The sequence below is a fragment of the Amycolatopsis thermoflava N1165 genome (assembly GCF_000473265.1).
Lineage (GTDB): Bacteria > Actinomycetota > Actinomycetes > Mycobacteriales > Pseudonocardiaceae > Amycolatopsis_E > Amycolatopsis_E thermoflava.
Map to the genome: position 1 here is coordinate 7,271,732 of NZ_KI421511.1, position 15,346 is coordinate 7,287,077.

The 15,346-nt window shown below is 72.6% G+C and carries 20 protein-coding genes; 8 read left to right on the forward strand and 12 right to left on the reverse strand.

Annotation, left to right across the window (positions count from 1 at the left end):
• Window positions 1-96: 96 nt before the first annotated feature.
• The 3 genes from AMYTH_RS0136100 to AMYTH_RS0136110 all read left to right on the forward strand — a co-directional run bounded on the left by AMYTH_RS0136100 (window position 97) and on the right by AMYTH_RS0136110 (window position 2,203).
• Complete coding sequence (locus AMYTH_RS0136100; protein WP_037322946.1) at window positions 97-1,122, forward strand: glycosyltransferase family 4 protein; 1,026 nt, start codon at window positions 97-99, stop codon at window positions 1,120-1,122.
• Between the two features lie 73 nt (window positions 1,123-1,195).
• Entirely contained in the window at window positions 1,196-1,681 is a 486-nt protein-coding gene (locus tag AMYTH_RS0136105; protein WP_027934301.1) for a MaoC family dehydratase, read from the forward strand.
• 60 nt (window positions 1,682-1,741) lie between these two features.
• Complete coding sequence (locus AMYTH_RS0136110) at window positions 1,742-2,203, forward strand: DUF4383 domain-containing protein (protein WP_027934302.1); 462 nt, start codon at window positions 1,742-1,744, stop codon at window positions 2,201-2,203.
• Here the strand turns inward: AMYTH_RS0136110 and AMYTH_RS0136115 are convergent.
• Entirely contained in the window at window positions 2,200-2,805 is a 606-nt protein-coding gene (locus tag AMYTH_RS0136115) for a maleylpyruvate isomerase family mycothiol-dependent enzyme (protein WP_027934303.1), read from the reverse strand. The genes AMYTH_RS0136110 and AMYTH_RS0136115 overlap by 4 nt on opposite strands.
• Window positions 2,806-2,878: 73 nt before the next feature.
• Here AMYTH_RS0136115 and AMYTH_RS0136120 point away from each other — a divergent pair, with 73 nt between their 5' ends.
• Window positions 2,879-3,298, forward strand: coding sequence for a MarR family winged helix-turn-helix transcriptional regulator (locus AMYTH_RS0136120; protein ID WP_027934304.1), 420 nt, complete (start codon window positions 2,879-2,881; stop codon window positions 3,296-3,298).
• Window positions 3,299-3,350: 52 nt separating this feature from the next.
• Window positions 3,351-4,202 (forward strand): hypothetical protein, encoded by an 852-nt coding sequence (locus tag AMYTH_RS0136125; RefSeq protein WP_228685106.1) that lies wholly within the window; start codon window positions 3,351-3,353, stop codon window positions 4,200-4,202.
• On the opposite strand, the gene AMYTH_RS49715 is transcribed toward AMYTH_RS0136125, so the two are convergent.
• The 4 genes from AMYTH_RS49715 to rfaE2 form a co-directional block, all read right to left on the reverse strand.
• Window positions 4,199-4,357 carry a hypothetical protein gene (locus AMYTH_RS49715; RefSeq protein ID WP_017984551.1) on the reverse strand — a complete coding sequence of 53 codons (159 nt, stop codon included), beginning with the start codon at window positions 4,355-4,357 and terminating at the stop codon, window positions 4,199-4,201. The two genes, AMYTH_RS0136125 and AMYTH_RS49715, sit on opposite strands and share 4 nt — an antisense overlap.
• 67 nt (window positions 4,358-4,424) lie before the next feature.
• Window positions 4,425-5,138, reverse strand: coding sequence for a methyltransferase domain-containing protein (locus tag AMYTH_RS0136135; RefSeq protein ID WP_027934306.1), 714 nt, complete (start codon window positions 5,136-5,138; stop codon window positions 4,425-4,427).
• 5 nt (window positions 5,139-5,143) lie between these two features.
• On the reverse strand, window positions 5,144-5,944 hold the full coding sequence (locus tag AMYTH_RS46345) for a glycosyltransferase family 2 protein (RefSeq protein WP_037322947.1): 801 nt from the start codon (window positions 5,942-5,944) through the stop codon (window positions 5,144-5,146).
• Window positions 5,941-7,446, reverse strand: a complete 1,506-nt coding sequence (rfaE2, locus tag AMYTH_RS0136145; protein WP_228685108.1) for a D-glycero-beta-D-manno-heptose 1-phosphate adenylyltransferase — start codon at window positions 7,444-7,446, stop codon at window positions 5,941-5,943. Before rfaE2 ends, AMYTH_RS46345 begins: the two co-directional genes overlap by 4 nt.
• Window positions 7,447-7,542: 96 nt before the next feature.
• Between rfaE2 and AMYTH_RS0136150 the strand changes: the two genes are divergently transcribed.
• A complete protein-coding gene (locus AMYTH_RS0136150) occupies window positions 7,543-8,637 on the forward strand; it encodes a glycosyltransferase family 9 protein (protein ID WP_027934308.1) in 1,095 nt (364 codons plus the stop codon).
• Between the two features lie 189 nt (window positions 8,638-8,826).
• Here AMYTH_RS0136150 and AMYTH_RS46350 read toward each other — a convergent pair whose 3' ends face one another.
• Complete coding sequence (locus tag AMYTH_RS46350; protein ID WP_051362917.1) at window positions 8,827-9,039, reverse strand: DUF2795 domain-containing protein; 213 nt, start codon at window positions 9,037-9,039, stop codon at window positions 8,827-8,829.
• Window positions 9,040-9,094: 55 nt separating this feature from the next.
• A complete protein-coding gene (locus tag AMYTH_RS0136160) occupies window positions 9,095-10,195 on the reverse strand; it encodes an FUSC family protein (protein WP_037322948.1) in 1,101 nt (366 codons plus the stop codon).
• A gap of 2 nt (window positions 10,196-10,197) precedes the next feature.
• On the opposite strand from AMYTH_RS0136160, the gene AMYTH_RS0136165 reads away from it, so the two are divergent.
• Window positions 10,198-10,704 (forward strand): GNAT family N-acetyltransferase, encoded by a 507-nt coding sequence (locus tag AMYTH_RS0136165; RefSeq protein ID WP_410468340.1) that lies wholly within the window; start codon window positions 10,198-10,200, stop codon window positions 10,702-10,704.
• A 13-nt stretch (window positions 10,705-10,717) separates the two neighbouring features.
• Here the strand turns inward: AMYTH_RS0136165 and AMYTH_RS0136170 are convergent, their stop codons facing one another.
• Window positions 10,718-11,464 carry an ANTAR domain-containing response regulator gene (locus tag AMYTH_RS0136170; protein WP_027934311.1) on the reverse strand — a complete coding sequence of 249 codons (747 nt, stop codon included), beginning with the start codon at window positions 11,462-11,464 and terminating at the stop codon, window positions 10,718-10,720.
• A gap of 326 nt (window positions 11,465-11,790) precedes the next feature.
• Window positions 11,791-12,219 carry a cupin domain-containing protein gene (locus AMYTH_RS0136175; RefSeq protein ID WP_027934312.1) on the reverse strand — a complete coding sequence of 143 codons (429 nt, stop codon included), beginning with the start codon at window positions 12,217-12,219 and terminating at the stop codon, window positions 11,791-11,793.
• Window positions 12,220-12,414: 195 nt separating this feature from the next.
• On the opposite strand from AMYTH_RS0136175, the gene AMYTH_RS0136180 reads away from it, so the two are divergent.
• Entirely contained in the window at window positions 12,415-13,218 is an 804-nt protein-coding gene (locus tag AMYTH_RS0136180) for an SDR family NAD(P)-dependent oxidoreductase (RefSeq protein ID WP_027934313.1), read from the forward strand.
• On the opposite strand, the gene AMYTH_RS0136185 is transcribed toward AMYTH_RS0136180, so the two are convergent.
• Genes AMYTH_RS0136185 through AMYTH_RS0136195 form a run of 3 tightly spaced genes read right to left on the reverse strand, consistent with a single transcriptional unit; the run spans window position 13,209 to window position 15,244 of the window.
• Window positions 13,209-13,871, reverse strand: a complete 663-nt coding sequence (locus AMYTH_RS0136185; RefSeq protein ID WP_037322950.1) for an alpha/beta hydrolase — start codon at window positions 13,869-13,871, stop codon at window positions 13,209-13,211. The genes AMYTH_RS0136180 and AMYTH_RS0136185 overlap by 10 nt on opposite strands.
• Window positions 13,868-14,308 carry an ester cyclase gene (locus AMYTH_RS0136190; RefSeq protein WP_027934315.1) on the reverse strand — a complete coding sequence of 147 codons (441 nt, stop codon included), beginning with the start codon at window positions 14,306-14,308 and terminating at the stop codon, window positions 13,868-13,870. The genes AMYTH_RS0136185 and AMYTH_RS0136190 overlap by 4 nt, the downstream gene beginning before the upstream one ends.
• A gap of 9 nt (window positions 14,309-14,317) precedes the next feature.
• A complete protein-coding gene (locus AMYTH_RS0136195) occupies window positions 14,318-15,244 on the reverse strand; it encodes an NADP-dependent oxidoreductase (RefSeq protein WP_027934316.1) in 927 nt (308 codons plus the stop codon).
• Window positions 15,245-15,346: the final 102 nt, after the last annotated feature.

Here is a 15,346-nt window from a genome sequence, read left to right on the forward strand (position 1 = left end):
GCTAACCGATCGGTCAGGGGTCTGACCGACCGGTTAGGTGTTGGGTGATCGCGGAACGGGTAGCTGTGTCCGGTATGCCGACTACGTGAGGTGGCGATGGAACGCCTGAACGTGGCGCTGGTGGTGGACAACGAGGCGTTCGGCGGCGCGGAGGTCTACGTCCGGCGGCTGCTGCGGTGCCTGCCGTCGTGGGTCGCGCCGAGCCTCGTCGTGGGCGAGCCGCTCGCCGGTGCGTTCCCGGAACGCGTGCCGAAGCAGATCGTGGCGACGGCGGTGCGGAGCGTGTGGGCCCCGCAGGTCGAGAACGCGCTGCGAGCGCTTTCGCCGGACGTCGTGCACGTCAACCTGGCCGACGCCGGGTCGAACCTGGCCGCCGTGCAGGCCGCGGAGTCGGTGGCGCCGACCGTGGCGACGCTGCACCGGGTCGGCGGTGCGCCGCAGTCGAGCGCGGTGTGGGACTGCTACCGGCGGCTGGCCGGGGCGCTGGCGCCGTCGCGGATCGTCGAGGCGAGGCTGCGGGACCTGGGCACGCCGGCGGAGCGGGTGACCCGTATCCGGCCTGGTGTGGACATCCCGGCCGAGCCGGTCGAGCCGTCGGACCGGACGCCGGTCGTGATCGGCGCGATCGGCGGGGCGACCGGCCTGGACCTGCTGACCGCCGTGGCCACGCTGCGGCGGCGGGGGCGCGCGGTGCGGGTGCTGGTCGCCGGGGACGGGCGGGACCTGGCGGAGCGGGCGCGCGGTCTGCCGGTGCGGTTCCTCGGGCGGCTGCGGGACGTGAGCGCTTTCCTGCGCGGGCTGGACGTGTTCTGCCTGCCGTCCCGGCGGGACACGTTGTCGCTGGCGGTGCTGGAGGCGATGGCGCACGGGGTGCCGTGCGTGACGACCGCGGTCGGGGAGGTGGTGGACGAACTGGCCGGCGCGGCGATGATCGTCCCGCCCGGCGACGGGCCGGCACTGGCCGCGGCGCTGGACCGGGTGAGCACGGACGTCGCGCTGCGCCGCAAACTCGCCCACGCTGCCCGCGAAAAGGCCGAGCAGGATTTCGACGTGCGACGCATGGCCTCGGAAACGGCGGACGCCCTGGCCGCGGCGCACAACCTGAGCAGTTCGGCACGCTGACCGCCGCGGCGGCGCGGGGGCGGGCGCGTTCTGCGTCGCTGGTCGGGCGGGGCAGGCGTGCGATGCTGGCGCCATGACGATGACCCTCAGCGAGGCGGACTTCGCCGCGCCGATCGACCAGCGCTTCTTCGATGACTACGAGCCCGGCGCGGTCTACGAGTACGGGCACCTCTCGGTCACCGAGAAGGAGATCCTGGATTTCGCCGCCCAGTTCGACCCGCAGCCGATCCACACCCAGCCGGAGTGGGCGACCACCGGCCCGTTCGGCGGGCTCATCGCCAGCGGCTGGCACACGACCGGCCTCATGATGCGCCTGTTCGCCGACCACTACCTCTCCCGCAACGCCAGCCTCGCGTCACCGGGCGTGGACGAACTGCGCTGGCCCGCGCCGGTCCGGCCGGGTGACTCGCTGCGGCTGCGTGCCACAGTCGTGTCCGCGCGGGCGTCCCGCTCCAAGCCGGACCGCGGCCTCGTCCACACCCGTGGCGAGCTGCTCAACCAGGACGACCAGGTCGTGCTGAGCCTCGTCGCCATGAATCTCGTCGGCCGCCGTCCCTGAACGGGTTTCGCCACGTTCGGTGGGGCTATCCGGGGGGCAATTCGTCCCAAAGGAGTAGTCATGACCGGGCGTTCCGCAACCGCGACCAGGGTCCGCAGGCCCGTGCAGACCGCGGCCACCACCGTCGCCGCCGTGTTCCTGCTCGTCGGGATCCTCGGGTTCATCCCGGGGATCACCTCGAACTACGGCGACCTCACCTTCGCCGGCCACCACTCCGGCGCGATGCTGCTCGGGGTCTTCGCGGTGTCCATCCTGCACAACATCGTGCACCTGCTGTTCGGCATCGTGGGGCTCGCGCTGGCCCGCACCCCGGGCGGCGCCCGCGGGTTCCTCGTGCTGGGTGGCTTCGTCTACCTGCTGCTGTGGGTCTACGGACTGGTCATCGACCAGGACAGCGGCGCCAACTTCGTGCCGCTGAACAACGCCGACAACTGGCTCCACCTGGGCCTCGGCGTCGGCATGATCGCGCTGGGCTGGGGTCTCACCGGCGTCGAGCGCGCCCGCGAGAACCGCGCGGCCTAGATCCCGGTCAGCTGCGGGGTGGTCGCGGTGCGGCCGGCCAGCAGCATGACCAGGGCCTGGATCGGGCCGCGGACCTCCGTGCCCTCGCCTGCGCGCCAGTCGGCGTCCGTCGCGATCAGACGGTGACCGGCCAGGCGTTTGCGGGCGTGGAACGGGAAACCGATCTCCCACAGGTGGTCCGCGGACGCGACCGCCGCCTCGGCAGGCATCGGCAGCTGCCTGCCGAGCGGCATCGCGATGTCCTGCGCGTGGACGTGCACGTCCATCAACGCGTTGTCGAGACTCTGCCGCGGCGCGAGACGGCGCACGCCGACCGCCGTGCGCAGCAGTTCCACCACCTCCGGCGGTGAGCGCCGGGCCGACTCCCGCTTGGTCAGGTCGTAGACCATGCGGTTGAAGTTCCCGCGCGCCCGCAGCGCCGCCTTGAGGACAGTCCCGAACCCGACGTGCGGCGCCAGCGCGACGTGCGTCGCGACGTCGTGGACCGTCCAGCCGTCGCACAGCGACGGGTACGTCCGCTCGACGTCGGTGAGGGTCTCGTAGAGGTCGGCGATCCGCGTGCGTTCCGCGTCGATCGCCAGCCACTTGTCGTTCTGTTCCATGGGAACCTCCCGAAAGTGGTAAGATGTTCTGACTAGTTTAGGCAAGTCCTCTGACTATCGTCAAGGAGCGGGCGTGAACACCGGACTGCTGCTCTACATCCCGTACCGGCACCTGGAGAACCGGGTGATGGACGCGATCCGCGCCGCCGGGTTCGAGGTGACGCTCGCGCAGGCGCGGTTGCTGCAACGGATCAACCCCGGCGGCAGCAGGCTGACCGAGCTGGCCGAGGCGGCGCAGGTGACGAAGCAGACCGCCGGGTTCCTGGTCGACCAGCTGGAGAAGGCCGGCTACGTGCAGCGGGCGCCGGACCCGCGGGACGGCCGCGCGCGCCTGATCCACGCCACGGACAAGGCCCGGGAAGCGGCGCCCGTCGCGGAGGCCGAGATCGCCCGCATCGAGGCCGAGTGGGAGCAGCACGTGGGCAAGCGCCGGATGACGCAGCTGCGGGAGACGTTGGAGAAGCTCTGTGAGATCACCGATCCCTACCGCTGAGGCGGCGCTGTCAAGAAGAACGCGGCGGCGCCAGCCGACCCGCATCGTGCCGGTGCGGTTCACGCCCACCGCGCCATCCACGGCCGCGGTCTACCGCGTCACCGGGCCACGGCCGGCGTTCGTCAAGATCCTCCAGGCCCCATGGCATTCCGCGGTGTTCGCGACCATCCCCGCCGGCCTCCGGGAACGGTTCGCGCGCGAGTTCCCCTGGCGTGGCGAAGCGGACTTCCTCCGGTCCGGCTTCGAGCTGCCGCCCGGCCTGCGCACACCCGCCGTCTTCCGCATCGACGAGCTGGGTGACGACCGCGTGGCGATGTGGCTGGAGGACGTCCGGTGCGCGGACCTCCCCTGGGACCCGCCGCGGTTCGAGCGCGCCGCGTACCTGCTCGGCCGCTGGGCCGGGCGGCGGCTCGGCCGCGCGCCCGGGCCTGCGCTCCGGATCCTCGCCGAAGGCAGGCTCCACCTGGACGCCTTCACCCGGCTCACCAGCGACGACCAGCGCGCGCTCGCGCGACGGGTGCCGGACCTGCTCGACCGCCTCGACGCGCTGCCGCAGACCACCGGGCACCACGACGCCTGCCCGCAGAACCTCCTGGTGCCATGCGACGAACCGGACACGTTCGTGGTGATCGACGTCGGCTGGCAGTGCCCGCTCCCGGTCGGCTCCGACCTGGGCCAGCTCCTCGTCGGGCCGGCCGACGAGGGGGCGCTGCCGGTCGCCGCCCTGCCCGCGTTGCGCGAACTGGTCCTCGACGCCTACCAGGACGGCCTCCGCGCCGAAGGCCATGCCATCAACAGGGCGGAGATCGCCTTCGGCTGCGACGCGTCACTGGCGATCCGCAGCGCGTTCCACACGCCACCGGAGCTGTCCGTGTACCTGACGCGGCTCGGCCTCGCGGCTTAGGACTGCGCGTCGGCGGCGGGCGGCTCGGTCTCGTCGTGCTGCCAGAGCGCCGACCACACCAGGCCGCGGTTCTCGGTGCCGCCGGTCCGGGTCGTGCTCTCGGGCTGCTCCGGCCACAGGTTGATGGCGCCGGCCGGAATCCGGTGGGTCGTCATGCGATTCACGGTATGCATCCCGTGTTTCACCCCCGTTGCCGGGACCGCGCAGGTGCGAGTCAGGTCACTAGTCGAAGAACCGGGCGAGGTGCGCCGCGCCCGGCGCCTCCGCGGAACCGTCCTTGACCGGCCGCAACTCGGCGAAGATGCTGGCCCCGTCGCAGCCCGCGTGCAGCGGGAACCAGGTGCGCGACGAGCCCGGCCTGCGGCAGATGCCCTTGATCGTCTGCACATCCAGCAACCGCACGTGCGTCGGGTCGGCCACCGCGTTCACATAACGCCACCACGGTGACAACACGTACGCGATGCCGTCCGGGCGCAGCACCCGGTGCACCTCGTCCACCAGCGGCAGGAAATCGATCAAGTGCTCCAGGATGTGCACCAGGAACACCCGGTCCGCGCACGAGTCCGCGAACGGCAGCGGACCGGACAGATCGGCGACCACGTCCACCTCGCCGGTGGCCATCAGGTCCACGCCGAGGTTGCCCGGGTACTGCTTCTGGCCGCCGCAGCCGAGGTCGAGGATCAGCGGGTCCTGCCCGCCGACCCGCACGCGGTCCCACACGCCGAACACCCCGTCCAGACGCCCGAGCAGCTCACGCGCGGTGTCCAGGTGCGCGCGCTCGCCGACCTCGCCGGTCAGGTGCGCGATGCCGCGGTCGAAGCGGACCTCCAGGTCGAGTCCGCGCAACCGCTCGTCGTATTTGAACAACTCCTCCGCCGCCCGGTCCAGGAACTCGTCCCGGAGCCGGAGGCGCTGCTGGGAAACGGGCTCGGTCATGATCCTCACGGGGAAACGACGTCGTAGGCTTCGGTGTTCCGGTTCACCACCGTGGTCGGTGATTCCAGGTGCACGGCTCCGGTGGGCAGGATGCCCGCCGCGCCGTACTTGGCGGCGACCTTCATCTGCGCCAGCACGTCCTCGCCGCAGTGCTCCGGCGGCAGTTCCTGCCAGAACTCGAACCCGCCCACGTTGACCAGGGCCTCGCGGTCGAACATCACGCAACCGCCGACCCAGGCGACCTTGTAGGCGGTCCACTTCGGACGGTGCCGGACCCGCTCCGACAGGTGCGTCGGGTTGGCCGCGTTGTGCAGGGTCCAGCGCCGCCACTCGCGGGTGCCGGGCGTGATCTGCTCCGGCTCCGGCCTGCCGTCCCACTCCTCGTACGGCTCCAGCTCGTGCGGCCGCCGGTCGTCCAAGTAGGACAGTCCGGTGACGGCGTTGCCGACCATCCCGCAGCCCAGCTCGGTGATCGCCGAGTGCAGGCGGCTGATCGCGCCGGGTTCGAGCCACACGTCGTCGTCGAGGAACAGCACGTAGTCCGCTTTGGACTGGTCCAGCAGGTGGTTGCGCTGCTGCGCCAGACCGCGCCGGGGCAGGTTCCGGCTCAGGTCGACCGGGTGGCCCTGGTGCCGCAGCACCCGCACCATCGCCTCAGCCGCCGGGGAGTCGTAGGAGGCGTTCCCGTCGGACTGGTCGGCCACGTGCACGGCGAAGTCCGGGAAGTCCTGCGCGGCCAGGCCGGACAGCGTGACGGCGAGCTCGGCGGGCCGGTTGCGCGTGGGGATGAGGACGTCGACCCTCACGCGCCCTCCCCGACCGGCGCGGAGGTGCGGATCTTCTCGATCACCGAGGTCGTCGAGTGGTCGGCGACGTACCCGAGCACGCGGACCTCGCCGCCGTAGGACCGCACCGTCGGTGCCTCCGGCAGCATGTTCTCGGTGTAGTCGCCGCCCTTGACGTAGAGCTGCGGCTCCAGCAGCTTGAGCAGCTCGATCGGAGTGTCCTCTTCGAACACGGCCACGTGGTCCACGCAGCTGAGCGCGGACAGCACGGCGGCGCGGTCCTGTGCGGTGTTCACCGGACGGTCCGGCCCCTTGAGCCGGCGCACGCTCTCGTCGGAGTTGACCGCGACGATCAGCACGTCGCCCAGCCGCTTGGCCTCGTTGAGGTAGGTGATGTGCCCGCGGTGCAGCACGTCGAAGCAGCCGTTGGTGAACACCACCCGGCGCCCGGCCTCGCGGTGCGCGGCGACGGCGCGGGCGAGTTCCCCGGCCGGCACCGCGGCCTCGCGTTCCCGGCTCAGCGCCAGGGACAGCTGAGCCTGGCTGCAGATCGCAGTGCCGTCCTGGTGCACCACGACGTTCGCCGCCGTCTGCGCCAGCTCCATGCAGCTCGTGGTCGGCAGGCCCGCGGCCCGCGCCAGCACGAGCGCCGCCGCGAACGTGTCGCCCGCGCCGCTGGCCTGGCTCTCCGGTGCGGGATCGGCCCACGTGCGGTAGCCGCGGCCCTCGCCCGTGAGCAGCATCGCGCCGTGCCGGTCCATGGTCACGACCGCGGCCGCGGCGCCGGTCTTGTCGAGTAGCGTCCGCCGCTCGTCCTCGAACAGGCGCGCGCGTTCTTCGCCGGGCTCCGGCAGGTCGGCGCCGAGCAGGTTCGCGGCCTCCGCGGCGTTCGGGGTGACGAGGTCGGGCCGGGCCTGCAGCCAGTGCTCGAAGTCGTGCGCGTCGACGACCAGCAGCGGGATGTCCGCCCGCAGCCGCGCCACCGCGTCCCGCAGCGGCTTGCCGAGCAGGCCGTTGCCGTAGTCGCACACCATCAGCGCATCCGCGCCGGCCAGCGCGTTCTCCAGCGCCTTGGTGAGGCGGTTCGTCTGCACCGCGGGCAGGTCGTCGCGGTCGCCCTCGTCGAACCGCAGCAGCACCTGGTCGTCGGCGACCACGCGCTGCTTGCTGATGCTGCGCCGCGACGGCGCGGTGAGCAGGTTCTCGGTGTCGACGCCGTGGGAGTCCAGCAGCGCGGCCAGTTCCCGGCCGGGTTCGTCGTCGCCGACGACGCTGACGAACCGGGCCCGCGCGCCCAGCGCGGCGAGGTTCGCCGCGGTGTTCGCCGCCCCGCCGGGCGACAGGGCGCGCGCGCCCACGTCGACGACCGGCGCCGGGGCCTCGCGGCAGATGCGCTCGCAGTGGCCGGACAGCCACACGTCGAGGATCGCGTCGCCGAGCACCACGACCGTGGGCGCGGTCTCCGACAGCAGCCGGACGAGGTCCGGCGTGATGGCGGCCACGTCCTTGGTCTCGCCTGCCATGTCCACCTCCACTCCTTCTCCTGCTCCACCAGTAGCCGGATCTTGCGGTACGAAACATTTCCGTTTGCTGCCTGCGGAAACGGGCACCTTGAGCGCGTGGTGAATTCCGACGCAGGGCCCGCGGTCGGCCCGATCGAAGCGAAGTGGCCGGACGTGCGCAGGATCGCCGTGCTGCGCGGTGGCGGTCTGGGGGATCTGCTGTTCGCGGTGCCGGCGATGGCCGCGCTCCGGGCGGCCTACCCGGACGCCGAGATCGTGCTGCTGGGCACGGAACTGCACCGTGAGCTGTTCGCCGGGCGCCCGTCGCCGGTGACCGAGGTGCGGCCGCTGCCGCCGTACGAGAACGTGCACGAGCCCGCCGGGAAGCCGTTCGACGCGGCGGAGCAGCAGGCCTGGTTCGACGCGCTGAAGCCGGTGGACCTGGCCGTGCAGTTGCACGGCGGCGGGCGCAACTCCAACCCTTTTCTGCGCAGGCTGGAACCGCGGTACCTGGTCGGCGCGCGGACGCCGGACGCGGCGGAGGCCGACCGGTGGCTGCCGTTCCGGTACTACCAGCACGAGGTGTTGCGCGCGCTGGAGGTCGCCGGGCTGGCCGGGGCGCGGCCGGTGGAGCTGGAACCGTCCATCGCGGTGACCGACGCCGATCGCGCGGCGGCGGACGAGGTGCTGGAGGGACTGCCGGAGCCGCTGGTCGTGGTGCACCCCGGCGCCGGTGACCCGCGCCGCCGGTGGCCCGCGGAGCGGTTCGCCGAGATCGCGGCCAAGCTCGCGGCAGGCGGGCGCGGTGTGGTGGTGATCGGGGCGCCGGACGAACGTGAACTGGTCGAGCGGGTGGCCGGCCTGGCCGGCCCGCCGGTGCGCGGGCTGACGTCGCTCAGCATGTCCGCGCTGGTGGGTGTGCTGGACCGGTGCTCGGCGTTCGCAGGCAACGACAGCGGCCCGCGGCACCTGGCGGCGGCGGTCGGCGCGCCGACGGTCAGCGTGTACTGGATGGGCAACGTGGTGAACGCGGGGCCGCTCAGCCGGTCGCGGCACAGGTTGCTGATCTCGTGGACGGCGAACTGCCCGGTGTGCGGCGTCGACTGCACGCGCGAGGACCTGCCCCGTTGCGAGCACGACGACTCCTTCGTGGCGACGGTCCCGGTCGAAGACGTGCTGGGGGAGCTGGAGGAGCTGCTGGCCGGCCGGTGAGCCGGGGGTCCGCGGAGCGGCGAGCCGGGGCGTTCGTGGGGTGTTGGATCGAGGGTTCGCCGGGCGGCGAGCCAGGGCGATCGGCGGGCGGTGAGTCGGGGCGGTGAGCCGTGTCCGCGGCGGTACGCCAGGCACTCGCCGAGCAGGAGCAGGTGCGGTGGCGCGGCGCGTAGCCGCGCCACCCCGAGGTCAGCTCCGGTCGTCGTCGGACTCGACGCGGACGGCCGAGATCAGCTCGGTCCAGCTCCCGTAGCCCACCGGCGGGATCGCGCGCAGCGCGGCGACCGTGTCGTCGTCGGCGCCGTTGCGCTCCGCGCACTCCAGGATCTGCGGCTTCTCCGCCGGGAAATCCAGGTCCTGCAGCGAGGCCTCCAGGCTCTCCCGGGTCGTGGTGCGGTTCATCGTCGTCCCTCCTTTCCCGCCTGTGGGCTTGCCGCCCGCGGCGGGCTCAAACGGGTCAGCTCGGCGCGGCGGTCTCCAGCACCCGCACCGAGCGGGCCACCGCGAGCAGCGCCGCGTCCTCGGCCTGCCGCATCACCGTCGTGACGTGGTCGAACCGCAGCCTGTCGTCCAGTTCGCGGTGGTGGGCGGCCAGCTCGTCCAGGTAGCCGGGCAGGTCGGCGAGCCGGTCGTCGTTCTGGTCCAGGCAGGCGACCGCGCCGGCGAGCTGGTCGAGCAGCCGCGCGTACTCCGCCGTGAACTCCGGGTCGGCCTCGTCCTGCTGGGCGGCGGTCACCAGCGCCTCGGTGATGCGCTTGACCTGCTCGGAGACCTCCTTGAGCACGCTCAGCGGCGACTCGAAGGCCGACGGCAGCGGCAGGCGGCCGCGGCGGCGGTGCACCAGCCAGCGGATGTTGAACCGCACGCTCTCGCGCCCCCAGCTGACCGCCTCGTCGGCCCGCACCACCGTGGAATCGAGGCGGCGGGCGTGCCGCAGCCAGCGGGTGGCGGTGTCGGCGTCCCAGTCCTCGCGCAGGTCGCCGGCGATCGACTGCAGCAGGTCGCGCACCTCGGCGGCGAGCGCGGTCACGGCGTCGCGCGTGTGGCGCAGGTGCACCGGCGGCAGGACCACCGTGTTCACCACCACCCCGATCGCCGCGCCGAGCAGGCTCTCGGCCGTGCGTTCGGCCAGGTAGAGCAGGTTGCCCGCGGTGCCGTAGGAGATCATCAGCAGCGCGGTCACCCCGACCCAGATGCCGCTGCCGCCGAACCGGTGCCACTGGCCGAGCAACATCCCGACGAACACCGCCGCCGCGAGCGCCAGCGCCGGTTGCGGGATCAGGTGGGCCGCGGCGTAGGCGAGGGCCAGCCCGAGCAGCAGCGCCGCGGTCTGCTGCGCCGCGTTGGTAAGCGAGCGGTAGACCGTCGCAGTCATCAGGAACACGGCAGCGTACGGCGCCATGAACGACTGCGGCGACGGGACGACCACGCGCGCGACGAGCCAGGCGAGCACCGCGGCGAGCGCCATCTTGACCGCCTGCAGCACGGCCTCACGCTCCCGCCCGGGGAAGCGCGCGGCCCGCCGCAGCCAGTACCAGGGTGACAAAATTCGTGCCATCGATGTGGCGGTACCCGGTCACACTGTGCGGCATGCGCATCAGGACTGCGACCGCGGCCGATTTCGACCGGCTGCCGGAGGTCGAACGGTCGGCGGGCGAGTGCTTCCGGGACATCGGGATGTCCGAGATCGCCGACGACGTGCTGCCCACGCCCGCGGAGCTCGCGAGCTACCCCTTCGCGTGGGTGGCCGACGACCCGGAACCGGTCGCGTACCTGGTCGCGGCGCCGGTGGACGGTGCGCTGCACATCGAGCAGGTGTCCGTGCACGCCTCGCGCGCGCGGCGCGGCATCGGGCGAGCGCTGATCGAGGAAGCCGCGCGGGCGGGCTTCCCGGCGCTGACGCTGACCACGTTCGCCGACGTGCCGTGGAACGCGCCGTACTACGAGCGGTGCGGCTTCGTCCGCCTGACCGCGGACGAGCTGTCGCCCGGGCTGCGCCGGATCCGCGCGGCGGAGGCGGCGCGGGGACTCGACCGCTGGCCCCGGGTCGCGATGCGCCGCGCCTGAACCGGCCCGGGCGTCAGCGTGCGCGCACGGACTCCAGCAGGTCGATGGCGACCTGGCGGAGTTTGATGTTCTGTCGTTGCGACTGGTCCACCAGCCGGTCGAACGCCTCGCCCGCGCTGATGCCGTGCACCGCCATCAGCACCCCCTTCGCCTGGTCGATCTCGGCGCGCGAGGTGAGCGCGCTCTCCAGGTGCCGGATCTGCTGCCGCGCGTGGTACCAGCGGCGCGCGTTGCTGATCGCCGCGGAGGCGGCGCCGGTGAACAACCGCATCAGCTTCTGGTCGAACGGGTCGAACGCGCCGTCGACCCGGCTGTACAGGTTCAGCGAGCCGACGAGCTCGTCGCCGTCGCGGCTGCCCGCGCCGAGCAACAGCGGCACGGCGAGGAACGCCAGGACGCCGCGGTCCTGTGCGGCGGCGGCGAACTCGGGCCACGTCCCATTGTCCGGTTTGGACACCGCGCGGACCGGTTCGCGCGTGCGGACGGCCAGCAGGCACGGGCCGTCGCCCGCCACGTACTGGGCCTGGTCGATCCCGGTCAGTTCGTTGTCGGTGGTGGCCGCGGTGCGCGGCCCGGCGTCGTCGAGCAGCGTGACGCTGACGGCGTCGGCGTCCGCGATCGCGTTCACGGCGGTTTCGGCGAGCCGCCGCAGCACCGCGTCGAGTGGCTCCTCTTCGTCGATGCCGAGGCGCAGGTTCTCCAGCGCGAGGGTGACGTCGTCGAGTCTGGCCAGTGGCGCCGGCCGCTCGGATCTGGTCATGTGTGGGTTCTCTCCGCGAGTGCGCTGCCGGGCACGCCGCCGGACCGCCGCGCGGAACGCGGGCGGTGCACGGGTGCCGTGATGTGGTGGGTGATCCGGGATCCGCGGCGGATCAGAACCGGAGCCTGCCCCCCAGCACGTTCCAGCACGGCGGGGATGAATGCGGACGTATCCGCTGGAGGTCGTTCATCGTCAAGCCCTTCGCCTCGTGGTGCCGTCCGCCGTTCGGACGGCGTTGGGCGCCGGCTGCTTGACGCTGGCCAGGATCATACGTGCCCCCGTGACGGCGACCAACAGAGCCCGGAGAAGTGGGATCGGGGCCGCGCTCAGGAATCCGGCCGGTCCACCTGGGCCCACAGGCTTGGCAGGTTGACCACGACACCTTCCTGGCTGCTGCGCGCGATGATCACGACCGCGTCCTCGTCGCCGGGGTTCTCCTCGCGATGCGGGACCCAGGGCGGCACGAAGATGTAGTCTCCCGGCTCGGTCTCCAGCCGGATCTCCTCGTCGCCGTCGGCGAACACGAACACCGGGTGCCCGGACTTGACGTAGATCGCCGTTTCGGCTTCGCCGTGGTGGTGGTCACCCGAATTGGTGCGCGGGCCGACGTGCGTCTCGCCCATCCAGACCTTCTCCGAGCCGGCCGTCTTGCCCGACACCGCCTCCAGCCGCCGCATGCCGCTGGTCTGCGCGGTGTCGCCGGTCAGCTCGCTGCCCTTGATGTGCCGCAACGGGCGGTGCCAGGCCTCGGTCACGGGGACGTCCTCCCAATCCGGTGAAGCTCTGCCTCCCACGGTAGCCGGTTTCGGCGGCTCCCCGCGCGCCCGGAGGAGCCCGCGGATGCGGCAGCACGATCGAGCGCGACCCGTCGTCGGCGCTCGGCGACATCAGCGCGGCGCGCGGCAACGCGTAGCCCGAGTGGGCGGCCCGGATCGGGGTAACCGCCCGCCATGACGAACACAGGAACAAGACCGCTCGCGGTCGTCACCGGCGCCTCCACCGGGATCGGGCGCGAGCTGGCGAAGCAGTTCGCCTCGCACGGCTACGACCTCGTGATCGCCGCGGAGAACGCGGAACTGGACGACGCGCAGCGCGAGTTGCTGGCGCTCGGCGCGCAGGTACTGGCCGTGCGGGGCGATCTCGCGAGTTACGACGGGGTCGAGAACCTGGTCGCCGCGGTCGCGTCGGTGGACCGGCCGCTGGCCGCGCTGGCCGTCAACGCCGGGGTCGGGGTCGGCGGCGCGTTCGTGGACGGCTCATTGCGCGACGAGCTGAACGTGGTCCACCTGAACGTCACCTCGGCCGTGCACCTGACCCGCCGCCTGCTGCCGGGAATGGTGGAGCAGGCGGCGGGTCGGGTGTTGTTCACGTCCTCGGTCGCGGCCATGACCCCCGGCCCCTTCCAGGCCGTCTACGGCGCGAGCAAGGCGTTCCTCGCGTCGTTCGCCGAGGCGCTGCGCGAGGAGCTGAAGGACAGCGGCGTGACGGTCACGGCCCTGCTGCCGGGCCCGACGGACACCGAGTTCTTCGAGCGCGCCGGGATGACCGACACCAAGATCGCCCAGGGCCCCAAGGACGACCCCGCGGAGGTCGCCGAGCAGGGGTTCGCCGCGATGATGGCCGGGAAGGACAAGGTGGTCGCCGGTTCGGCGCGCAACAAGGTTCAGGCCGCGGCGGCGCGGGCGGTGCCCGAAACCGTGAAGGCGGCGATGCACCGCCGGATGGCCGAACCGGGTTCCGCCGGTCAGTCCTGAGTGGACAGACCCAGGAGGGCCCCGGTGAGCTCGTCCGGTGCGGTGACCATGCACTCGTGGCCGGTGCGCAACTCGGTGACCGGCCATCCGGCGTCCCGCGCCAGCCGGGCCAGCGGCATCCGCTCGTTGTCCAGGCACACCACGGCGTGGCAGGGGATGGACTCGACCGCGCCGGTCAGGGTCGTCGGCTCGGCGAACGACCGGCGCGGGTGCGGGACCATGTTCGCCTCCAGCCACTTGACGTCGGCGGGGTCGGTGACGCCGACGGCCGCCGCGGGTGGCACGCCGATCAGCCCGTCGACCGTCGTCGAGTCCACCCACTCGGTGAACCATCCCGGCGCACGGCTGTCCAGCGACTCGCCGTTCCGGCCGAACCACGCATCGACGAGCACCAGCCGTGCGACCCGTTCCGGCACCCGGTCGGCGGCCTCCCGGACGACGAAACCGGCGTAGCTGTGCCCGACGAGCACGACGTCGTCCAGGTCCGCCAGCAGCGCGGCCACTTCGGCGGCGTGCGTGTGCAGGCCGGCTCCGGCGTCCATCGGCAGGTCCGGGGCGATCACCCGGTGACCCCGCTCGCGCAGCGGGGTCGCCACGCGGTCCCAGCACCAGCCGCCGTGCCACGCGCCGGCCACGAGGACGTACGTGCTCATGCCGCCTCCCGCCACTGGGTGAACCGCTTGCCCGCCTCGTCGGTCGACAGGCCCAGCTGCTCACACATCCAGTGGAAGTCGAAGAAGAACCGCTCGTGGGCGATCAGGCCGTCGCGCACCTGCCAGTGGCAGGCGAACGGCAGCTCGAACGACTTCCCGGTCGGGTCGATCCCGGCCAGCGCGCCGCGCATCGTGGCGCTGATCGTGCCAGCCCCGACCACGAGGTCCCCGGCGGTGCGCAGGTAGTCGGCATGCACGCGGTAGTCCGGGAACGCGCGGAAGAACCCGGTGAACTGGCGCCCGGCCTCCGCGGTGCCGTGCGCGACGGCCCGGAAGGGGACGGTTTCGATGACCACGTCGGGGTGGCATTGGGCCAGTGCGGCGCCGGTGTCGGCGCGGCTCTTGGCTTCGGCGTAGGCGCGGACGGTTTGTTCCACGGTTCCTCCTCAGTCGGTGACGGTCAGGACGACTTTGCCGGTGGTGCGGCCCTCGGCGAGCAGGTTCAGGGCGCGCTGGGCCTCGGTCAGCGGGAACGTCTCGCTGACGTGTGGCGACAACTGTCCCTTGTGGACCAGGTCGGTGAGTGCGGCGAGCCCGGCGGCGTCCGGGTCGACGAGGTAGCCCACGGCGCGCACGCCGAGTTCGGCGGCGCGCTCGTGCAGGCCCGGCGTCCACGCGGACTGGCCGCTGACCAGCAGCCCGCCCGGCCGGAGGGCGCGCAGCGCGGCCAGGCCGTGCTCGCCGCCGAACATCTGGACGACGACGTCGACGTCCCGCGCGGGCGGCCCGGTGCGGTGGTCGACCACCTCGTCCGCCCCCAGCGCGCGCACGAACTCGTGCTTCGGCGGGCTCGCCGTGCCGATGACGTGCGCGCCGCGGGCCTTCGCGATCTGCACGGCGAGGTGCCCGACGCCGCCCGCCGCGCCCGAGACCAGCACGCGCTGCCCGGCCGTCACGCCGGCGACGTCGGTGAGGATCTGCCACGCCGTCAGCCCGGCGAGCGGCAGAGCAGCCGCTTCGGGGAAACCGAGCCCCTCCGGCATCGGCGCGAGGTGGCGGGCCGGGGCGGTGAGGTAGTCGGCGAACGCGCCCGCCGCGCGCGGGAACCACGGCATGCCGTAGACGCGGTCGCCGGGCGCGAACCGCGTCACGCCGTAGCCGACCTGCTCGACCACTCCCGCCACGTCCCAGCCGTGGGTGTGGGGCAGCGACAGGACCATGTTGTAGGCCTGGCCGATGGCGGTGTAGTGGTCGACGGGGTTGACGCCCGCCGCGAAGACCCGGACCAGGACGTCGCCGGGGGCGGGCCGGGGTGTGGGCACCTCGGCCACTTCGAGCGGGTCGCCCCACGCCCGCTGCAGTACCGCTCGCATGTCTGCTCCTCCAAGTTGGTGGACACTCGTACGGTAAGTTCGCGCGGTTCGCGCCCGCAATTCTCCGAAGGGAATCGAGCAGGCGGTGGACGGCTGTCCGAG